This window comes from Pontibacter akesuensis (genome assembly GCF_001611675.1).
GTDB classification, from domain to species: Bacteria; Bacteroidota; Bacteroidia; order Cytophagales; family Hymenobacteraceae; genus Pontibacter; species Pontibacter akesuensis.
On the sequence record NZ_CP014766.1, the window covers coordinates 3,311,725 to 3,331,503 of the forward strand.

The 19,779-nt window shown below is 51.1% G+C and carries 22 protein-coding genes; 5 read left to right on the top strand and 17 right to left on the bottom strand.

Translation table 11 applies throughout. The features are described 5' to 3' along the window. Window positions 1-111 precede the first annotated feature (111 nt). Window positions 112-1,146, bottom strand: coding sequence for a tetratricopeptide repeat protein (locus A0W33_RS14045; protein ID WP_068838779.1), 1,035 nt, complete (start codon window positions 1,144-1,146; stop codon window positions 112-114). 259 nt (window positions 1,147-1,405) lie between these two features. On the opposite strand from A0W33_RS14045, the gene A0W33_RS14050 reads away from it, so the two are divergent. Beyond that, on the top strand, window positions 1,406-1,594 hold the full coding sequence (locus tag A0W33_RS14050; protein ID WP_068840137.1) for a hypothetical protein: 189 nt from the start codon (window positions 1,406-1,408) through the stop codon (window positions 1,592-1,594). Window positions 1,595-1,645: 51 nt separating this feature from the next. Here A0W33_RS14050 and A0W33_RS14055 read toward each other — a convergent pair whose 3' ends face one another. Continuing rightward, the gene (locus A0W33_RS14055; protein WP_082815242.1) at window positions 1,646-2,728 is read right to left on the bottom strand and encodes an MBL fold metallo-hydrolase; all 1,083 of its coding nucleotides are present in this window, start codon (window positions 2,726-2,728) and stop codon (window positions 1,646-1,648) included. 249 nt (window positions 2,729-2,977) lie between these two features. On the opposite strand from A0W33_RS14055, the gene A0W33_RS14060 reads away from it, so the two are divergent. Next, complete coding sequence (locus A0W33_RS14060; protein WP_068840139.1) at window positions 2,978-3,238, top strand: hypothetical protein; 261 nt, start codon at window positions 2,978-2,980, stop codon at window positions 3,236-3,238. 89 nt (window positions 3,239-3,327) lie between these two features. Beyond that, window positions 3,328-3,588, top strand: coding sequence for a hypothetical protein (locus A0W33_RS14065; RefSeq protein ID WP_068838780.1), 261 nt, complete (start codon window positions 3,328-3,330; stop codon window positions 3,586-3,588). 53 nt (window positions 3,589-3,641) lie between these two features. Here A0W33_RS14065 and A0W33_RS14070 read toward each other — a convergent pair whose 3' ends face one another. The 6 genes from A0W33_RS14070 to A0W33_RS14095 form a co-directional block, all read right to left on the bottom strand. Next, window positions 3,642-4,601, bottom strand: coding sequence for an alpha/beta hydrolase (locus A0W33_RS14070; protein WP_368856742.1), 960 nt, complete (start codon window positions 4,599-4,601; stop codon window positions 3,642-3,644). Beyond that, the gene (locus tag A0W33_RS14075) at window positions 4,601-5,047 is read right to left on the bottom strand and encodes a GNAT family N-acetyltransferase (protein WP_068838782.1); all 447 of its coding nucleotides are present in this window, start codon (window positions 5,045-5,047) and stop codon (window positions 4,601-4,603) included. The genes A0W33_RS14070 and A0W33_RS14075 overlap by 1 nt, the downstream gene beginning before the upstream one ends. Window positions 5,048-5,210: 163 nt before the next feature. Beyond that, window positions 5,211-6,224 (bottom strand): M23 family metallopeptidase, encoded by a 1,014-nt coding sequence (locus A0W33_RS14080; protein ID WP_068838783.1) that lies wholly within the window; start codon window positions 6,222-6,224, stop codon window positions 5,211-5,213. Window positions 6,225-6,437: 213 nt separating this feature from the next. Continuing rightward, entirely contained in the window at window positions 6,438-6,956 is a 519-nt protein-coding gene (locus A0W33_RS14085) for a hypothetical protein (RefSeq protein ID WP_068838784.1), read from the bottom strand. 305 nt (window positions 6,957-7,261) lie between these two features. After that, a complete protein-coding gene (locus A0W33_RS14090; protein WP_068838785.1) occupies window positions 7,262-7,603 on the bottom strand; it encodes a hypothetical protein in 342 nt (113 codons plus the stop codon). Window positions 7,604-7,734: 131 nt separating this feature from the next. Next, the gene (locus A0W33_RS14095) at window positions 7,735-7,986 is read right to left on the bottom strand and encodes a hypothetical protein (RefSeq protein WP_068838786.1); all 252 of its coding nucleotides are present in this window, start codon (window positions 7,984-7,986) and stop codon (window positions 7,735-7,737) included. 262 nt (window positions 7,987-8,248) lie between these two features. Between A0W33_RS14095 and pepE the strand changes: the two genes are divergently transcribed. Next, window positions 8,249-8,968 (top strand): dipeptidase PepE, encoded by a 720-nt coding sequence (pepE, locus tag A0W33_RS14100; RefSeq protein ID WP_068838787.1) that lies wholly within the window; start codon window positions 8,249-8,251, stop codon window positions 8,966-8,968. 189 nt (window positions 8,969-9,157) lie between these two features. Next, window positions 9,158-10,966, top strand: coding sequence for a DUF885 domain-containing protein (locus tag A0W33_RS14105; protein ID WP_068840140.1), 1,809 nt, complete (start codon window positions 9,158-9,160; stop codon window positions 10,964-10,966). Between the two features lie 408 nt (window positions 10,967-11,374). Here A0W33_RS14105 and A0W33_RS14110 read toward each other — a convergent pair whose 3' ends face one another. From A0W33_RS14110 to A0W33_RS14150, 9 genes are all read right to left on the bottom strand, one after another. Continuing rightward, window positions 11,375-11,827 carry a Spy/CpxP family protein refolding chaperone gene (locus A0W33_RS14110; RefSeq protein WP_068838788.1) on the bottom strand — a complete coding sequence of 151 codons (453 nt, stop codon included), beginning with the start codon at window positions 11,825-11,827 and terminating at the stop codon, window positions 11,375-11,377. Window positions 11,828-11,835: 8 nt separating this feature from the next. Then, entirely contained in the window at window positions 11,836-12,264 is a 429-nt protein-coding gene (locus A0W33_RS14115) for a hypothetical protein (protein WP_068838789.1), read from the bottom strand. A gap of 44 nt (window positions 12,265-12,308) precedes the next feature. Then, window positions 12,309-12,848: an RNA polymerase sigma factor gene (locus A0W33_RS14120; protein ID WP_068840141.1), complete on the bottom strand. Its 540-nt coding sequence runs from the start codon at window positions 12,846-12,848 to the stop codon at window positions 12,309-12,311. A 246-nt stretch (window positions 12,849-13,094) separates the two neighbouring features. Next, window positions 13,095-14,051 (bottom strand): transketolase family protein, encoded by a 957-nt coding sequence (locus A0W33_RS14125; protein WP_068838790.1) that lies wholly within the window; start codon window positions 14,049-14,051, stop codon window positions 13,095-13,097. A gap of 3 nt (window positions 14,052-14,054) precedes the next feature. Beyond that, complete coding sequence (locus tag A0W33_RS14130) at window positions 14,055-15,446, bottom strand: vWA domain-containing protein (protein WP_082815243.1); 1,392 nt, start codon at window positions 15,444-15,446, stop codon at window positions 14,055-14,057. Between the two features lie 49 nt (window positions 15,447-15,495). Continuing rightward, the gene (locus A0W33_RS14135; RefSeq protein WP_068838791.1) at window positions 15,496-16,353 is read right to left on the bottom strand and encodes a transketolase; all 858 of its coding nucleotides are present in this window, start codon (window positions 16,351-16,353) and stop codon (window positions 15,496-15,498) included. A gap of 178 nt (window positions 16,354-16,531) precedes the next feature. Beyond that, window positions 16,532-16,981, bottom strand: coding sequence for a thioredoxin-dependent thiol peroxidase (bcp, locus tag A0W33_RS14140; RefSeq protein WP_068838792.1), 450 nt, complete (start codon window positions 16,979-16,981; stop codon window positions 16,532-16,534). A 96-nt stretch (window positions 16,982-17,077) separates the two neighbouring features. After that, a complete protein-coding gene (locus tag A0W33_RS14145) occupies window positions 17,078-18,973 on the bottom strand; it encodes a M23 family metallopeptidase (RefSeq protein ID WP_229802265.1) in 1,896 nt (631 codons plus the stop codon). After that, window positions 18,960-19,571: a fumarylacetoacetate hydrolase family protein gene (locus A0W33_RS14150; RefSeq protein ID WP_068838793.1), complete on the bottom strand. Its 612-nt coding sequence runs from the start codon at window positions 19,569-19,571 to the stop codon at window positions 18,960-18,962. The genes A0W33_RS14145 and A0W33_RS14150 overlap by 14 nt, the downstream gene beginning before the upstream one ends. Window positions 19,572-19,779: the final 208 nt, after the last annotated feature.

The following is a 19,779-nucleotide window of genomic DNA, read 5'->3' on the forward strand; positions in this document are numbered from 1 at the left end:
CCTGGCCTAAATGTAGCCAGACGGGGCGAAGCTGTGAAGGCTGGCTGACTTTTATACTTCTCAGCGGCCAATACCAGGCTTTCAAAAGTTGAAGCTGCTTCTCTGTATGCTTTACCGTTTGTAGTTCTCGTACCAGGACGACAGCTGCGCTACCTGCTCCTGGTGCTCCTGCAGCCAGTTTGCAACGGCTTCTTTGCCGGAGCTTTGGCTGACGTAGTAGCTCATGGCCTCTACATTGCCGGCGTTTTTCATGCTGTAAAAGAAATCCACGTAATAATCCCACCAGAAGCTGCTTTTGTCTTCCTTCAGCTCGCCTAAAATAGAGAAAAGGGAGCGTGTGCTGTTGTAGAAGCCCTCCTCCTCGGTCTTGCCCTTGTTTTCGTCTGATAAAGCGGTAGCCTGCGAGAGGGAGATCATCATTTCGGCCGCCGAAAACTCGTCATCCCCCTTAGGAATGCCTACGTTTATGGTCATTGTTTTTCCACCCTCGCCTTTTGTTACGCCCTGCTGCTGCATCTGGCGCACTTCCTGGTAGGCGGTGGCAGCGCGTTCGGAAGTGGGCTCGAGCAGCAGGAAGTTGTAGAGGGCCAGCAGGCTTTGGGTGCGCTTGCCCTGGTTTTGCTTGGTGTAGCCCAGCAACAGGTGGCTGCTGGCGTGGTTTGGGTTCAATTGCACCGCATGGATGAGCGCCTGTTCGGCGGCGGCATAGTTTTTCAGCTTATACTGGGTCAGGCCGAGGTTGTAGTAGACCATGTAGTTGTTGGGGGCCAGCTTTATGGCTTCCTCGTAGGCGCTGATAGCTTGTTGCGGCTTGCCCTGCATGTCCAGTGCGTTGCCTTTGATGCCGTAGGCCTGGGCTTTCAATCCCGGATTTGCATTCTTCAGCTTTAATACTTCGTTGCTATATTTCACCGCATTGCCGTAATCGCCTATGGCCCCGTAAGTCATGGCCAACTCATAGTTGACAGTTGGGTTCTTCTTGTCGAGTTTCAGCGCCTCTTTGTAGCTGGAAACAGCTCCTGCGTAGTTCCCAATGTCGTACAGGGCGATACCCTCTTCAATCAATTCGTCAAGTTTGCTGCTTTGGGCACTGGCGGTGAAAGCCATGGCCATGCTTAGCAGTAGCGTGCATACAAGTGTTTTCATGTAGGGATTTTGTGGTTACAAGTAGGAGCAGCCTCATTTGAAGCGCTTCTAAATATACCAAAAACTTTATACTTGCAGCATCTCACCTGTCAATTTATCCTATGCTTTACTACAGGTATAGCATAGCACCATAGGCTATACTTGTAAAAGGCGTGCTGCCTTGTAGCTGAGCCGAAACCGGTTCTGCAGCAGATTGCGTAAAAGAGGGGAGCAGCGAGAATACAGGTACTATGTTTCATCAAGCAGAAAGGAGAACAACATGCCACAAGGAGATAAGTCAGCTTACACCGATAAGCAGAAGCGCAAGGCCGAGCATATCGAGGAAAGCTACGAGAAGCGCGGCATAAGCCACGAAGAAGCAGAAAAACGCGCCTGGGCTACTGTAAACAAACAGGATGGCGGCGGGAACAAGAGCGGTTCCGGAAGGGCCAATCATCCCAAAGATTAAAACTAACGAGAAAGCAAGCGGGCCGGAATCACTTCCGGCCCGCTTTTATTATCATGGATAGTAATTGGTGTGGTTGTGCGGATCGTCATGATTCGGGTCCACATCGGCGGGCATGCCCTCCATCACGCGGTTGTGCGAATACGGCCGCTCCAGGTAAGGATCCTTTGCATGCCCTTTCTCCTTTTTGTCGCGCTTGCTCCAGGCAGACCAAGCCATACCAGCCACAGCCAGCGCGCCAGCAATGGCCAGCGCTTTCGGAACGGCTGAATCTACAGGAGGCGGCACCGATACCACCCCGTGCTCATCGGCTACGGCGGGCTCGTGCACGTAGCGGCCGCTTTTCGGAACGGCAACCAGCCAGAAATCCTGCACCAACTGCTCCAGTTTCTGCCGCAGTTCTTTGCCGCGCATCGGCAAGCCGTGGCCGGTAGCGGCCACCTCTGGCTGCAGGTCGCACAGCGTTTCCACCGACTGGTGCGCTGAGCCCCAATCGGGCGTGAAGTAGGCTGGCGGCCCATGCACCTCGCGCTTCTGCGTCATCACGGCCAGCGCCGATTCGCCGTCGCGCGTTACAAAGGCATCACCGGTAATCAGGGTGCGGTCCTCTTCGCGGAACAGGGAGATATGGCCCGGGCTGTGGCCTGGCGTGTAGATCCAGCGCCAGCCCTCCAGGGCAGGAACGGAACCGTCAGGCGGCAGCAGTTCAACATGCCCCTTGATGTTAATTGGCTTCTTCGGGTATAGGAACGACAGATACGCCATTCCGCCGCCGCCTACTGTCGGGTCTGGTGGCGGGTAACTGGACATACCGGTCAGGTAGGGGAGTTCCATGGGATGTGCGTATACCGGCACGTTCCATTCCCTGGCCAATTCCTTCACGGCACCCACATGGTCGAAGTGGCCGTGGGTAAGAATGATGGCGCGGGGGCGGTTACCTTCGCCTAGCAGGGCATCGGCGGCGGCTTTGATCTTATCGGCTGAGCCGGGAACCCCGGTATCCACCAACACCCACGAACCATCGGGGTTGGCTATAAAGTACAGGTTCACGAAAACAGTCTTCAGCCCCCAGACCCGTGGGGCCACCGGAAAGGTCTTAGTGGAGTTGTTGTGAGAGGTATAAGTGGTTGTGCCCATAGAAGTTATCTTTTTACGTTGCTGGATGCAGGGTTTTTCATACGGGACATCGGTCCGTAAAGCTGCCAAAAAGTGCATACTTGTGGCCCCTTCTGAAAATAAGTGACATACTTTTAGAACAGCTGGCCCGTTTTTGGTTTATACTAGGGCGGGCATGCTTTTTGTTCCTTGCTTGTTGTCAGCAAAAAAACAGCTGATTCATTTTCTGCCTTGCCGGAATTTATTATCTTAGTTGAAAGTTTATTTACTATGGTTAATCTTATTGTACCCCCAAGCTATATGTCGGTTTATGCCAAGTGCGTGGATGCGACCATGCCGGCTTTTGAACCGGAGGAGTGGATTGAAGAAGGGAAAGTATACCCGGTGAAGCACTTCACCGAGCCCCTGAACCAGGGCGAAGGGTTTGCTGTAACCATTGTGGATGAGGATGGGGTAGAGATTCACCCGTCTGCCTCCCACTGGAGCTTCGCGTCTACCCGCTTTGAGATGTATACCCTGCACCTCAACTAGACCAAAATCAGAAATTTCACGTTTAAACGAAAAGGCTGCCTTACCGCAGCCTTTTTTATTCCATGTTGGATCGTGACGAACATTTAGCCATGAGTGCCGAAGAATTTAACCAGCTGCCGCCCCACCTGCAAGCCGAACTGGCATTTGAGCAGGGCCATTACCTGCATCACCGCATCAAAGGCTGGTGCAAGATAGACCTGTACTGGCTGCACGATTTTTATGTGGAAATCTGGTTTCTGTATGACCTTAAAAGCGTTGGCCTGATACGGGCCCTCACCCGCTACGCCTCCCTCGACCCTTATACAGAGACGATTAAACTGAAACTGGCGAATAAGAAAAACAAGGAGTAGGAGAGTAAACCATCCCACGTGAGATTTTATACTTCAAAGCAGGCAGTGCTGGGCTATACTTTGTCTGAGGCACCTGCAATAGTTCGCCTGATGTAGCTTGTCATTTCTTGAAAGGCTGCTCTCGCTTCCTGCATCACGGGCAAAATGGGCCAGATATGTGGCATGCCTTCTCCTTTTATTACTTTCACCTCCACAGCCGCCTCGCACAGTTGCTGCACCACCAGTTGCTGGTCCGGGTACGTGATGTCATTTTCGGCAACAAGCAGCAGCGTGCGAGGGAAATTACTGAAGCTTCCGTTCACCGGCGATAGCCGCACATCATCCACGCCATAATGCTGCGCGCACATTCTCTTGGCACTCAGCACACCCGCTTTTGATAGCATTGGGTCCACTTTTTCTAGCGCATCTAGCTGCGGATTAGAAAAAGAGGCATCCATCACGGGCGAGATCAGGACCAGCGCTAAGGGCAGCGCCTTGCTTTTTTGCACAAGCCGCTGCGTCAGGGCCGTCAGCAACGTGCCGCCCGCTGAATCTCCTACAAGTATAACTTTACCCGCGCCGTGTGTTTCCACCGCATAGGCATAAACGGCATCTATGTTCTCTGAAATAAAGGCAATGTTATTTTCTGGCGCTTTAGGGTAATCAACCATCCAGAGGGTGCATTGGGTTTGGCTTACAAGCTGCTTTGCCGCGTGCCAATGGTGCCGGGCAGGGCCATAAACAAAAGCGCCGCCGGGGCAAAACAGAAGCAGGAAACCATTCGTTGCGGCTGGCTTTACTTCTGTTAGCAATGTTTCGGCAACACTGAACTGCCGCATAAAGTGGGGCCGGAACGACGCAGGTTTTGGGCGATGGACATCCTCTTTGCGCAGCTTATTGAAATCGATAGGGTCTTTGGAGAACTCCCGCTTCAGGCCCTTCAGCTTTATAACGAACAGGGTGAGGTAATAGGTGATGCTCTTCATACATGGTAAGGATGTGGGCCTGCACGTAAGGCGGCAGGTATAAGCAATTAAGCCTTCTGCACTTGCATTTCCATTTGGTACAGATCAAATCCTTCAGCCCAAAAGTCTTTTTCAGTTTTTACCAACTCAAAACCTGCTTTCTGGTAGAATTTATAAACGAGCTGTGTGGTTCTGACCACAATCAGCTCTATTCCCTGTTCCTTTTCGATCCGGGCTATCCGGTGGCGGAGCAACTCGGTCCCGATTCCCTTCCCCTGAAATTCAGGGTGAACGATGTCCCAGGAGATCCGGGCCAGCTTTTCTGCCGGAAAGAAATTTATACCGCCCGAACCGATAAGTTTGCCGTTTTCTTCCACCACATAATAGCGCTCCAGGTGCTCGTCCAAGTACGTGCTGAAGTCATTCTCTTCCGATGCATCAAAGTACCGGGGAATATTCAGTTTTAGCAACGCTAAGAGCGCCGTTTTATCGTCGGGTACGTATGGTCTGATCATATACTTTATGCCTGGCAGCGGAAAATTAAAAGACTATGTTAGCGTTTGCAGCGTAGCAAACAGTGGTGTTGAGGGAAATGGACATAGGCGCTGATGTAATCCTCTTTCTGATTACTGATTCGTTGCGGGAACCGGTGTACCAGTAAGAGCGGCTGCCTGTTTTCTATTTTACGGGTTTAGGTGGCGATACATATTGCCCTCTTTCCGGAGCAGCCTGCGTTACCTGTTCCCCATGCAGTAGGTAATTTGTAAACTGAATGGGTAAACCCACTCCCTCCCGGTAATCTGTGCCTGTTTGCAGGTGATAATGCAAGTGCGGCACTTCACTTTTTCCACTGTTACCTGCCAGACCCAGCAACTCTCCCTGCGTGATAGTTTGCCCTGCCTTTACCTTTACAGAGCCCTGCTTGAAATGAGCCAGGAATGAATATTCGCCGTTTTGATGGTCGATAACCACGTAGTTTCCGGGCGGTGAGTCGGTATTTATTTTACCTAAACGATTGTCTTTTACCGTATCCACCACCTGTATCACCACACCGGCCCCAGGTGCTACAACTTCCTGCCCAAAGCCATAAAAATCTTCGTTCGCCGTGGGCGTATTGGTTTTGGCCAGCTTGCCGTTCTTGGAGTACAGAAAATCCAGTGCATACCGTTGGTCAGGAGCAGAGATGTGTTTGTTTAGGTGGGGTTTCTGTCCGCCCCACGCCACATACCAGGTGTCCAGGAAAGGTAGCTGCAGGTCGGTTTTTGTTTTATAGAATTCATGTTGGCTTGGTGCCGGTTCAGGTGTTGCATTTATGGTAAGCCCCACAATTGTTGTGTCTTTCCACACCCATTTAGTTGTGATAGAGGCAGCTTTTTCGAACTCACTTACCCGGTAATAGGTAATTGCGCCCAGCTCGGAAAAGCTTGCCTCGTCAATCAGCCTGATCTCTTTGCCGAGCTTTTGATGTAACTGATCATTCATTTTGGCAAATCCGATTTCCCCGTTCACCGCTTCCTGAAACGAGGTGCCCATTTTAGGATATAGCGATTCTATGGCGTCGTTTGCCAGGAGAGTGTTTAATTTTCTGCCTTTCTCCAGGTCGTTGATTACGTTTACTTTAGAAGGAATGCCTTGTGTATAGGCATGCAGCGAGAGCACGATGAACGCTAAAAAAAGAATTATTCTTTTCATGAGATGTTATACTTGGTTGACGCTCACACTGAATTACTTACGTGTTTTATAATGCAGTATTGCAATATACGAAGGTTTGTAGTTTAGTTGTTGTTATTTGAAGTTTGTTTATGGGTCTGCCTGATTTTAAGGGCTGAATGATCTGGCTTTTAGGGGTGTGGCGAACGTAGTGATTTGAAAGGAAGCGGTATTGGCTGAAAAAACGATTACTCCTCACAACCTGCTTGCAGCCGCTATAACCGGTGTTATAACCGCCACAGTACGTACTAAGCGCTTACGTGCCACTTGTCGGATAAAGAGCCCACTGCTGATAAGAAGCTTTTCGACTTCAGTTGCCAACGATCCGTTTATACTTATCACTCCTTTCTCCATTGAGCTCATAGCAGCCTGCCGGTACGTGATCATAGTTTCGCCTTTCGCGGTTTTCCAATAAACTTCTTGTTCCCAGAAGCTGGTGGAAAGGATAAATCTTTCTCCCGTCACTAGTTTCAAAGTTTTCTCTCCCCATAGCCCGCTGTAGATTTCGCCAAAGGGCTTGTTATCCCTGGTTACTGCTACATTGCTGTCCCAAAAGCTTTTTTGAGAGAACTTTAGCTCAGTATGCTTGTCGGTATATGTTGCAGTGGAATTCCAGGCACTGGCAAATGTCAGCTCTCCGACAATCACCTGCCCAACTGAGAATATGAAACTTCGGCCATTCCAGTCCGTGCGTCTCCAGTTTAGTGTTTTCATTTTTGAATCAGTAGTAACCGTTTCCCCCCTGTAAGTTCATACTGCCAGTTCAAAGGGCAACGGTCTTGTGGGTGATGTGTGCTAAGCTACCGGCTGATGGGTGTTTTATGGGCTGTAAGTAAGATCTTTAAGATCGCTTTCATGGTAGGGTTTCAGTATGCAGAAATTTTTTAGTTATGATGTTTACTTCTTTGTATGAAGGCTTGGTTGGGAGATTGAGCTTGTTGCTGACAGCGTTTTGTACATAAGATGAGCGATGCGAAGCTGAGCATGACTTATGTGTTGGGTTGTAGGATGTAGTTATTCTATATCCATTTCTCTCCCCTTAGAGTTAGAATCACAAGAGAAAGCACTATATGGAATGTAGCTATGCTTATTATAGTCCAGTTTAAGCTTTTCTTGTTTCCAATTATGTCAATTAATAGTCCGTAAACGGGATACTGAAAGATTGCAAGTATTACAAAAGGCAATTCTATGCCTCGTGAACATAGTATTCCAATCAGTCCGAAAGGGAACAATATTATAGCTGGCTCAAACATGCCATGACCACCGCCCATCATAAGAACTGCAATGAATAAAAGAATTGGTGTCCAGATGGAGAGCTTCTTTGTCCACTTTAAGGTTAGAGCCATTTCTTTCAATTTCATGCTTAATATACCTTGCAACGGCTTGTATAAACGGCAGACGAGGCGTAGCTGAAGTATGGCTTTTATGCCTTGTTGGTTTATGTTTTTCTTCTCAGACCAACCACAGTTAATGTTTACTTCTTGCTTTCAAGTTATTCAAGCAGTCCTTCTCCTTTGAAGAAGACTATCAAACTCAACATTCCATAAGTCAACAATGCACTTATAATTAGTAGCCCTAGTTCAATAAAGAATTTATAAGCCAAGCCTTCACTCTTAGATTTATCTATGAATGATTGTCCAGAAGGAAAATAACGCATTGTTCTTTTAAGGATAAAATAAACAATCAAAACTGGAACAAGAAACATTGCAAAAATTAAGAATATCGCACCTTCATTCCATTCCATTTATTTTTCTTCCTTTTTTTTATCCCAAATACAAACCAACTATTGGCAAAAAGTAATCTATTTCGTTTAGCCACCCACTGTGGACTGATAACCGTAATCGCACTGCCGAATATACTATATATTAACTTATTAATCTAAAAAGCTCGTGCCTGCTAGACTAAAGTATGGCAGGCACTAACTTACATGGTACTTACGCAGGTGGCACAGCAAATTCCCGACCCCATAGCACCATTGGCTCCTGCAAATTCCATACTTTTGAAGTATGAGCAGAAACCTACTTTTAATAAGCACCTCCACCACGCATGGCACCGGCTACCTGGAGCACGCCGAGGAGGAAATAAAGGCCCTGCTACAGGGCAAAAGCAGTATTCTTTTTATTCCGTATGCCCGCCCCAGCGGCATTTCGCACAAAGACTACACCGACAAGGCACGCGTACCATTCGAGAAGTGGGGCATCAGCGTAACAGGTGTACACGAGTATGATAACCCTGAGAAAGCGGTGCGAGAGGCAGAGGCCGTGTTTATTGGCGGTGGCAATACCTTTGTGCTGCTGCGCAACCTGTACCAGAACAAACTGGTGCAGGCACTGCAGGAGCGTGTGAACAAGGGCATGCCTTACATGGGAACAAGTGCAGGAACCAATGTGGCCGGTAAAACCATCGGCACCACCAACGATATGCCCATTGTGCACGTGAAAACCTTTGATGCGCTGCAACTGGTGCCATTCAACATTAACCCGCATTTCCAGGACCCGGAGCCGAACTCTAAACACATGGGCGAAACGCGCGATACCCGTATTGCCGAGTTTCACCACCACAACCGGCAGCCGGTGGTTGGTTTGCGCGAGGGAAGCATGCTGCGCATCCAAGGCGATCGGATCAGGCTGCACGGGCCGCACACGGCGCGGATTTTCCTGCAGTCGGAGAAACCGATGGAGTTTAAGCCTTCCGATGATTTCAGCTTCCTGACAGAGGCGTATTAAGGAATTAAAAATTATGAATTATGAATTCGTAATAAGTAAGGTAGGAGATTAGGGTTGAAGTATAGTAGCAAAAAAGGTGGGGCGTTGGAGTCTCACCTTTTTTGTTTAATTTAAAGTATGGAAGCGCGCTATGCGTTTTATTTTATACTTCTCACATATTCCATCTTTTCATTCATCATTCAGCGAAAAATGAATAAACATAGACTCACTTTATGCGCGGCGTTGGCCGTGGCAACGCTGGGGGCAGTAAGCTGTACCCGTACCTCTGAGCAGGAGCAGGCAACGGAGGCTGTTGCATCTGAGCAGGACCTGGGCCAGTTGTTTGATAACTACTTTGAGGCCCGGCTGAAGCTCTTCCCGATGGAAGCCACCGCCATTGCCGACAACCGCTATAACGACCAGTTGCCCAACGACATCAGCCAGGAGCACACCCAGCAGGTGCGCCAACTGTATCAAAGCTACCTCGAAAAAATAAACAAGATAGACCGAAGTGCGCTAAGCCCACAGGAGCAGGTGAGCTACGACATATTTAAGTATGAAATGCAGGTGTCGCTGGAGGGGCTTGATATGCCGTCGCGCCTGTTGCCGATCAACCAGTTCTGGGGCCTTCCTATCACGATGGCGCAGCTTGGTTCCGGCTCAGGCAACCAGCCGTTCAAAACCCCCGAAGATTACCAGGATTTTCTGGGCCGCATCCAAGGTTTCAGCGTGTGGGGCGACACGGCTATCGCCAACATGCGCCGGGGCATGAGCGTGGGCATTGTGCTGCCGCGCACCATCACGCAAAAGATTCTGCCCCAGCTGCAGGCCATGCTGGTAGATGACCCAAGCAAATCTATATACTGGGCACCCATAAACAACTTGCCGGCCAGTTTCTCGGCTGCACAGAAAGACAGCATCCGCCAGGCCTATACTTCAGCCATAAACGAGCAGGTGGTGCCCACCTACAAAAAGCTGTACGATTTTATGCAGCAGGAGTACCTGCCGGTTAGCCGTGCCACCACGGGCATTAGCGGCATAAAAGGTGGTGATGATTACTACCGCTACCTGGTACGCTACTGGACCACCACCGATATGACACCCGATCAGATATTCGAGATTGGGCAGCAGGAGGTGGCGCGGATCCGCAGCGAAATGGAGCAGGTAAAGGAGCAGGTGGGCTTTAAGGGCGATCTGCAGGCATTCTTTAAGTACGTAAACGACAACCCTAAATTTACTCCGTACAAGTCGCCGGAGCAGGTGCTGAACGCTTACCGCGACATTGAGCAGCGCATGCAGCCACAGCTAAGCCAGCTGTTCGGCATCACTCCGGAATCTAAGTTTGAGGTGCGGCAGACAGAGGCATTCCGGGCGGCATCGGCCAGCGCCGAGTACAATCCGCCGGCACCGGACGGCTCCAGACCGGGAATTTTCTACGTGCCTGTACTTGATGCCAGTACCTATAATGTAGTCGGCATGGAATCACTGTTTCTACACGAGGCTATTCCGGGACACCACTACCAGATTTCTATCCAGCAGGAGCAGGAGGGGCTTCCAAAGTTCAGGCAGTATGCCTGGTACGGAGCCTTTGGCGAGGGCTGGGCGCTTTACTCCGAGAGCCTCGGCAAAGAGCTGGGCCTCTACACCGACCCATACCAGTACTTCGGCCGCCTAAGCGATGAGATGCACCGGGCCATACGCCTGGTGGTGGATGTGGGCATGCACGCCAAAGGCTGGACACGCGAGCAGGCCATTCAGTATTCGCTGGACAATGAACTGACAAGCCGTGAAGCCGCCGTAGCCGAAATAGAGCGCTACATGGTGATCCCGGGCCAGGCGCTGAGCTATAAAATAGGAGAGCTGAAGATAAAGGAGCTACGCCAGCGCGCCGAAAAGGCCTTAGGCGATGACTTCGACATCAAAGCCTTCCATGATGAGATACTTATGAGCGGTGTGATGCCGCTGGCGGTGCTGGAGAAGAAAATGGAAACTTGGATCGCCAAGCAGAAGAAGTCGTAGAGAGATTTCCAGAGTTTATACTTTGGGCTACTAGTTAACAGGTGCAACAGCATCAAAATCATCTTAAAGCGACTGCGTTATCCCTTAAGCGCAGTCGCTTTTTGTTTGCATCCATACCCTTATCCCTGTCATCTTGTAAAGATCTTGTGGGCGAGCTGTAATACCCTTCTAAAACGTATAAACTGGCTTCCACCAAGATCCTTTCAGGATGACAAATTAGGCGTATTCGTGCCGGATAATACAAAAGGAGTGGAGCAGCAAACAGCAGACAAGTATAAAGTGTAAAAATAGTGCAACCACCATTAGGAGGGAGGCTATAATGTTCCCGGGTCAGAAGTATAGCAAGCCCTAAAAGAAAAGCGGAACCTCTAATCGAGGTGCCGCTTTTTTTCTCAACTTTAGCAAAGATTAGTTGCCGGCTCTTCTATCGTCCAGGCGTTTCAGTAGCATTTTAGTGAATTCGCGCTCGGCACGGTAAAGCTTTATCAACTGCTTGTTTGTGATGATGCGCTGGTACTTGGCAGCGTATTCCTGCTCAAGGTTCAGCTCACGCTCCTTGGTCACAAACATGCCGTCTATGCGGGCTTTCGCCTCCTGCTCGCTTAGCTCATCCAGGTTGCGGCGGTAGCCGCTGCGGTACGATTTTACCATATCCCGGCGTTTGGCCTCATACTCGTTGTACAGCGGCCAGAATTGCTGAGCCTGTTCGGCCGTGAGGCCCATTTTATCGGTGATGAAGGCAACTTTAGCAGCCTCCACGTTTTCCTTTCTTTCGTTCGATTTGCTATCCTGAGCAAATACAGTGGTGCCGCCAAGGGTGAAAGCGCAGAAAAGAAGTAACAGTAGTGTGTAACGCTTCATCGGGTTGGTTAATAATCCAGGTTGTTAAGGTGATAGTATTCCAGTTCCGCCTCAGCGGTTCCGGCGCTTACGTTCAAAAATTCTGATGCAAGTTCCGCGTCAGCCATGGCATGCTCTTCCAAGTCTGTGGCATCCACCTGGGCATAGTCGTTCAGGTACTGCATGATCTCCGCATCCGACAGCGAGGCCACAGTGGCCGGAGCGGGCTGTGCTGCTTGCTGTGTGTTTACGAAATAAACGCCTACAAAAACCAACAGCAGCAGAAGTGGGGCAATGGCCAGTCGCATCGGGCGCCATACCTGCTCCAGCCAGGGAGCCGGAGCCTCAGGGGCAACCGTACGCGCCATTACCTGCATCGGCAACTTATCAAAGTAGCCGTCAGGCACTTGGTAAGGCTGCCGCTTTGGAATATCGTTTAGTTTTATCTCTCTCTTCATGAGGCTTTTGCTATACAGGTTTGATTGCGTTAGCAGGGCAAAGTTTAATCCTGTTTCAGAAATTCTTCAATTTTTTTTACAGCGATGTGATACGAGGCTTTCAGGGCACCTACCGATGTGCCCAGTATCTGCGACATGTCCTCATACTTCAGCTCGTCGTAGTATTTCATGTTAAACACGAGGCGCTGTTTGTCGGGCAGGCGCAGGATGGCTTTCTGAAGCTTCAGCTGAATTTCGTCGCCGGCCAGCTCAGGCGAGGCTTCCACTTTCTCCATCAGCTCTGCCGTTACATCATTCAGCGGCAGAAAGAACTTCCGCTTCTTACTGGAAAGGAAGGAGAGGCACTCGTTGGTGGCGATACGGTAAATCCAGGTATAGAGCTGAGCATCCTGCCGGAAATTCTCCAGGTTCTTCCATACTTTCAGGAACACATCCTGCGTCAGGTCATCGGCATCGTCATGGTCGATGACCATTTTGCGGATGTGCCAGTAAATCTTCTGCTGGTACTTGCGCACAAGTTGGTTGAATGCCAGGTTGCGGCTCTCGGGCTGGGCGAATTTTTCTAATATCTCTTTATCTTCCACGTGCACATAAGCAGAAGCTTAAATATACTAAGCCCGGGTTTAAACTTTATACTCTCAAGTATAAACCCTCGGATATTTATACTTGACATGTAGCAACAGGCAGGGCGTTTTCATTTTCTTTATCATCATCCTGGAAACTCTTCATTGTCATCCTAAAAGGATCTTGTGAGCCAAAGGCATAGCTACAAAAAAAGAGGCAGCTTCCTTAGGGGAGCCGCCTCTTTATACTTGTGTGTGAGCTGTTGCTTAACCTTTTCTGCTGATAGCACGCTGTGCAGCAGCCACGATATCGTTCTCAGTCAGGCCATACTTCTCCATCAGTTCCTCAGGCGTAGCAGACTCTCCGAAGGAGTCGTTAACCGCTACGTACTCCTGCGGAGCAGGCTTGGTCGTAACCAACGCTTGTGCCACGCTGTCGCCCAGGCCACCGATGCGGTTGTGCTCCTCGGCGCTTACCACACAGCCTGTCTTGGCAATCGACTTCAACACAGCCTCCGTGTCAAATGGCTTGATGGTGTGGATGTTGATGATCTCAGCAGAGATGCCTTTTTCTTCCAAGATCTTACCGGCAAGTATGGCTTTCCATACCAGGTGGCCTGTTGCGATGATGGTTACGTCGGTGCCTTCGTTCAGCATCACTGCCTTACCGATTTCGAACTTCTGATCAGCAGGAGTGAAGATAGGCACCACAGGGCGACCGAAGCGCAGGTATACCGGACCTTCGTAATCAGCGATGGCGATGGTGGCAGCTTTGGTCTGGTTGTAGTCGCATGGGTTGATCACCGTCATGCCCGGAAGCATTTTCATCATGCCGATATCCTCCAGTATCTGGTGCGTGGCACCGTCCTCGCCCAAGGTCAGGCCTGCATGCGAAGCACAGATTTTCACATTCTTGTTGGAGTAGGCGATAGACTGGCGGATCTGGTCGTAAACACGGCCGGTAGAGAAGTTGGCAAACGTGCCGGTGTATGGGATTTTGCCCCCGATAGTCAGGCCAGCGGCGATGCCCATCATGTTTGCCTCGGCAATGCCTATCTGGAAAAAGCGCTCAGGGTTCTCCTTGATGAAGTCGCCCATTTTCAGGGAGCCTACCAGGTCGGCACAAAGGGCCACTACGTTCGGGTTGGTGCGGCCCAACTCCAGAAGTCCGGCTCCAAAGCCAGAGCGGGTGTCTTTTTTCTCTGTATACGTGTACTCTTTCATTTTTTATCTGTTGAAGATTTTTACAGTTGTTGTTGCGCCCGACCGAATGGTGAAGTCCTGTACAAACGTAAATTTGCTGGACTGGGCTGATTTCATACGGTAAACTAATTTATACTTGCCCGGCTGTAAGGCCAGGGTTACTTTACTGTTGTCCTCGGGCAGGTTGAGCAGCCAGCGCTGGCCGCCGCCCTCGGCCAAAGCATATACGCTTCCGTAGCCCTGCATCTGCGAGGGTATCGCCAATTGGCCCGGTGGCGGAATGGTGATCACGTTCGATTCGCCGGATTTTAGCTCCACATTGGTCAGCTGGATGCGCGGCGTACTCAGGATCTCCAGGTCGTAAGTGCCCGCAAGGTACTTGTGGCGGTTACCGAAAGCCTGCACGTTCAGCGTTCTTTCTGATCCAGTTTGCCGCACAATGGCCTGCAACTGCCCGTAAGGCGATGGTCCGTCCTGCCGCAAGTAAAGCTCGCCCTGCGGTGCCTTTACCTGAATTACGTTGTGCCTGCCCGGCCTGATCTTCAAGTTGCGCTCCACCACGGCTGGCGTGGTGTGCACCTGCAGGTGGTACGGAATCAGCGCATCCACATCCAGCACATCGGCTTTGCCTTTGGCATCCAGGTAATGCACGTAGTTGTACTCCGGCTCTCCTGTCAGCGTATTAACGAACGTCATGTTCACGCCCGTTTCCCGGGGGCGATTCTGTGCATCCAGCAACTCCACGCTCACCGTGGTTTCGCTTAGCGCCTGCGTCACAATCTCCGACAGCACCGTTTCGAAGGTCTTTACATCGGCCGCGTTAAAGTACTGGCCAATGCAACTCAGCTGCTGCTCAAACTGCGGCTCAATGCCAATGCCAATGATAAAGGGCCGCAGGAAAATGCGCTTGCGCTGCAATGCCTCCGACATGGCACACGGATCGCCGCCGCAGGACTCCAGCCCGTCTGTGATCAGGATCACCACGTTGCGGGAGCGGTCCTCCGGAAAGTCACCGGCGGCCTGCTCCAGGGAGTACGTGATCGGTGTATTGCCCCGCGGAATCAGGCTTTCCAGCTTTTTCTTAATCACAGCGGAGTTGTTTTCGGCAAACGGCACCTCCAGCTTCGTGTCTTTGCAGTCGTTGCGCTCCCGGCCAAACTGGTGGCCGTACACCCGCAGCGCCACCTCCAGGTTCTCGTAGCGGTCGAGCGAATCTACCAGGTGGGCCAGCAGGGTTTTGGCAACTACCATGCGGTCGCTGTTCTCCCACTTGGCCAGCATGCTTCCCGAGGCATCCAGCAAAAAGAGGATGCGCGTTTTGGGCTGCGGCTTTTTCTCCTGGGCAAAAGCAGTTCCCGTTGCCGCCAGTAGCAGCAACAAGGCTATCGCCATCACACTTTTGCACCACTTACCCATGCTGTGCTGTTAGCAGAAAACGTAAAGGCCCTAGGGCCAGAATAACGGTCTAGTAATCTGAGGCTACGTCTACGGCCAATTGCTGCAGGGCAATCTCGAGCTGCTCATCGTTTGGAGCCACGCCATGCCATTTGTGAGAGCCCATCATAAAGTCAACACCGAATCCCATTTCCGTGTCCATCAGAATGATAATCGGCTTGCCCTGGCCAGTGGCGGCTTTCGCCTGGTCCAGCGTTGGCAGCAATGTCTCGAAGCTGTTGCCGTTGGTCTCCATTACGTTCCATCCGAAAGCCTCGAACTTCGCGCGTAGGTCGCCCAGGCTCAGTACTTCCTCTGTAGAGCCGTCAATCTGCTGTCCGTTGCGGTCTACGGTGGCGATCAGGTTGTCGACCTTGTTGTGGGGCGCATACATGGCAGCTTCCCACACCTGGCCTTCTTCCAGTTCTCCGTCGCCCATCAGCACATATACCAGGCTGTCGTCGCCGTTCAGCTTCTTCGCCTGCGCCGCGCCAATTGCCACGGAAAGTCCCTGGCCGAGTGAGCCAGATGAAATGCGTACGCCTGGCAGTCCTTCGTGCGTGGTCGGGTGGCCTTGCAGCCTGGAGTTGAGCTTACGGAAGGTAGCGAGTTCTGCTACATCAAAGTAACCGGCACGCGCCAGCACGCTGTAAAAAACAGGGGAGATGTGGCCGTTGCTTAGGAAGAAAAGGTCTTCGCCTTTGCCGTCCATCTTAAAATCGGTGCTGTAGTTCATCACCTTAAAGTATAGCGACACCAGGTAATCGGTGCAGCCAAGGGAGCCACCCGGGTGTCCGGAGTTTACGGCGTGCACCATGCGCACAATGTCGCGGCGCACCTGCGAAGCTGTTTGCTTTAGCTCTTCAATGCTCTTGTTGTGTGGATTCACTTTGTTGGATTATGAATGATAAATAGTTGAATTAAGAATTGCGGATGGCGTGTGTACGTTGTTCCGTCCGAAACAGTATAGGCCGCTGCCTAAGTAAAACACGTAGCTCCGGCAGTAGTCTTATGGTCAAATATAACGAAAAACGCAGCGGCCCGGCTAGGCAACTGCGTTTTAGTTTTTATTTCAACACCTGTGCAGTGTGCTCTTTCGTCTTTACTTTGGTGATGATGTCCGCAATCACGCCGTTTTCATCAATCAGAAACGTGTAGCGCATGGTGCCCATGTACTTGCGCCCGTACATCGATTTCTCCTGCCACACGCCGTACTGCTCCACAATTTGCTTGTCAGTATCGGCGATCAGAGTGAAGGGCAGCTCATACTTGGCGACAAAGTTCTGGTGCGATTTTTCGCTGTCGGTGCTCACGCCAATTACCTCGTAGCCCTCTTGCTGTAAGGCGCTGTGGTTATCGCGCAGGTTACAGGCCTGGGCGGTGCAGCCGCTGGTATTGTCCTTCGGGTAGAAGTATAAAAGCACCTTTTTGCCGCGGTAGTCGCTTAGTTTTACAGTATTGCCATTCTGGTCTTTGCCCTCAAATTCAGGCGCCTTGTCTCCGATGTTCAGTTGCATGTTTTTGTAATTTTTGACTCTTTGACAAAAGACAAAGGACTCTGTTTTTCTTTTTCAAAAGTCCTTTGTCCTTCATCAAATATTCCTTTGTCTAACTTAAATTCTGCCCGTGTAAGTCGCTTCGTTACCGGCGTTGTCCTTCACCTTCAGCACCACCTCCCCGGACAAAGGTACGTTTTTGTCTAACTTCTCAGACCAGATGGTAGCGTCTTTGTGCTCATACTTCATCAGCACCCACTTGCCGTTTACCCAGGCGTTAAAGGAGTTGATGCCTGACAGGTCGTCCCCGATTTTGAAGCTGATCAGGTTCGGCGACTTGTTCATCAACTTAATAGTAGGGGCCTTTGTGTCTTCCAGCACCTTAAATTTTCCCATGTTTTTGGTGGAGAAGGTGATTGTGTTGCCGTCCCATTTGCCACCGGTATAGCCACGGCCACGGCCGGTACCCAGGAAGTATACTGCCGCTTTTTTCATATCCAGGCCGGTGGTGTCAGGCCGGATGGTTACCTGAATGGCCTTGTGCAGCGGCGTGAAATAATCCCCGATGGTGTACACGCCGTTCTCCAGGCTGGTCTTCAAATAGAGCGTGTCGTAGAGCGACTGCTTGTCGAAAAGCACCTTGGCGTAGCGGTTCGTAAACAGCACTTCTTTGTTGGGCGGCACCATCCGCTCCAGGCCAAGCGCTTTGCTGATGCCGCAGAAACGCATGGAGTCAGGCAGACCGGCCCTTAAATCAAAGAGGCTGACGGAGGTGGAGTTCTTCATGTAGCTCGGCACCAGCATCAGCGCCTTGTCGCCCATGTACAGCTCAATGTTCTGAGCGGTTCTGCCGGTGTCGGTGGCACTGATCTTAAGCACGTTGCCCATGATCTCGTAGCTGATTGCCGGCTTCTTCACGCCCTTGGCAAGGGTTTGGGTAAACTTCGGCTTCTGCCCCTTCACGATAAAGCTTAGGGTAGAGGTGTTGTTATAGGAGTCCTGCGTCACCAGCTTTATCCGGTACACCGAGTCTGACAGCACGCTGATGCGGCCGTAGCGCTCCTTCGTCTTGTAGAGCGGCAGGTCGTTGCCGTAATCTACATAAGCCTTTTGAAAGGAGCTGCCTTTCCGCTTGTACTGCTCGTAGTTAATGTGCTGCGATACCTGACGCGAAAGCTCAAAGGGCACCTGGTCGATGTAGTGGTTGTAGAGCGGCTCCCCGTTCACGATCAGGGTCACTTCCTGCGTGCCATTCTTATTGGCGGCGCCGTCCAGCCTGTCAATGGTCAGCAAGTCGAGGCCAAGCAGGCCGTGTGCATACACTGTGTCGGTTAAAGTATAGTTAGTGCCCACCTGCTTAGTGCGGAACTCGGCGCGTTCAAACTCGTTGTTCACGCGCGCATAAATGTTCAGCGGGGTAATGCCCAGGCTGTAGATATCCGGCGGCGTGGTGTCAATCACCTCCGCAAATTTATACTTGAGCGGGTTATAGAGGCGGTCTTCCTTGTCGCGGATCTCAAAGTGCAGGTGCGGCCCGCCTGAGCCACCCGTATTGCCGGATAAACCGATCACGTCGCCGCGCTTCACCGGGAACTGGCCCGGCTCCGGGAAAAGCTCCAGGTCAAAGGCCTGCTTCTCGTACTGCTGCTGCACCATGTAGTTGGCCAGCGGCTTGTAATACTCCTGCAGGTGCGCGTAGGTCGTTACCAGCCCGTTGGGGTGCGTCACGTAAATGATGTTGCCGTAGCCGTAGCTCGACTGCTTTACCCGCGAAATGTAGCCATCGGCGGCGGCGTGCACCGGCAGGCCCACGCGCTGCTCCGTTTTAATGTCGAGGCCGCCGTGGAAGTGGTTGGAGCGGATCTCGCCCATCGTCCCCGACAGGAAATTACGCTCCCCCGGCTTTATCGGAAAAAGGAAATAACCCGGCTCAGGAGCAATTTGCGCCATCGCGCCCCAGCCGGTAAACATAGCAAGTATGGCCGTAGCCAGCAATTTCTTATTTGACTTCAAAGTCAAGAAGCTTCTTATCTTCAACATACCCTTCTAATCTATCTCCAATTTTAACCGGGCCTACGCCTTCCGGTGTTCCTGTAAAAATAATGTCGCCCGTTTTCAGGGTGATGAACTGTGAAATGTAGGCGATGATGTCGTCGAACGAGTTGAGCATCATCTTTGAGTTGCCTTTCTGCCTCTCCTCGCCGTTCACGCTCAAGCTGAAGTTAATGTTTTTCAGGTCGGGGAAATTAGAGAGGGGCAGGAACTCGGACACAGGGGCGGAGCCGTTAAAGCCCTTCGCCAGCGTCCACGGCAGTCCTTTGGCTTTGGCTTTTGTCTGCAAATCGCGGGCCGTGAAGTCAATACCCAGGCCTATGGCGTCGTAGTACTTATGCGCGAACTGCTTCTCCACATTCTTGCCCTCGCGGCAAATGCGCAGCAGCAACTCTACCTCGTAATGCACATCAGAAGTATACTCGGGGTAGTAAAAAGGCTCGTTGTGGCGAAGTATGGCTGTGTCGGGTTTGAAAAAGACGACGGGCTCGTCGGGTACTTCGTTGTTGAGTTCTGCAATATGCTCGGCGTAGTTCCGGCCGATGGCTAATATCTTCATGTACGTACTGATTTCGGTTCTATTCTCAAAAATAGGACTTTTAACGCAGCGCCGCAGCAAATGTGGCGAAAAATTATGCGGGGCGACAGCGCCCGGGCAACTGAACTTCTTTTATTCTAACTTCGGAACAGTGCAATTAGTATAGCCGGCGGCATGACAACATTTTGATGGCTGGCAGACGTATACCTGTACAGAAAAAGCAGAATTT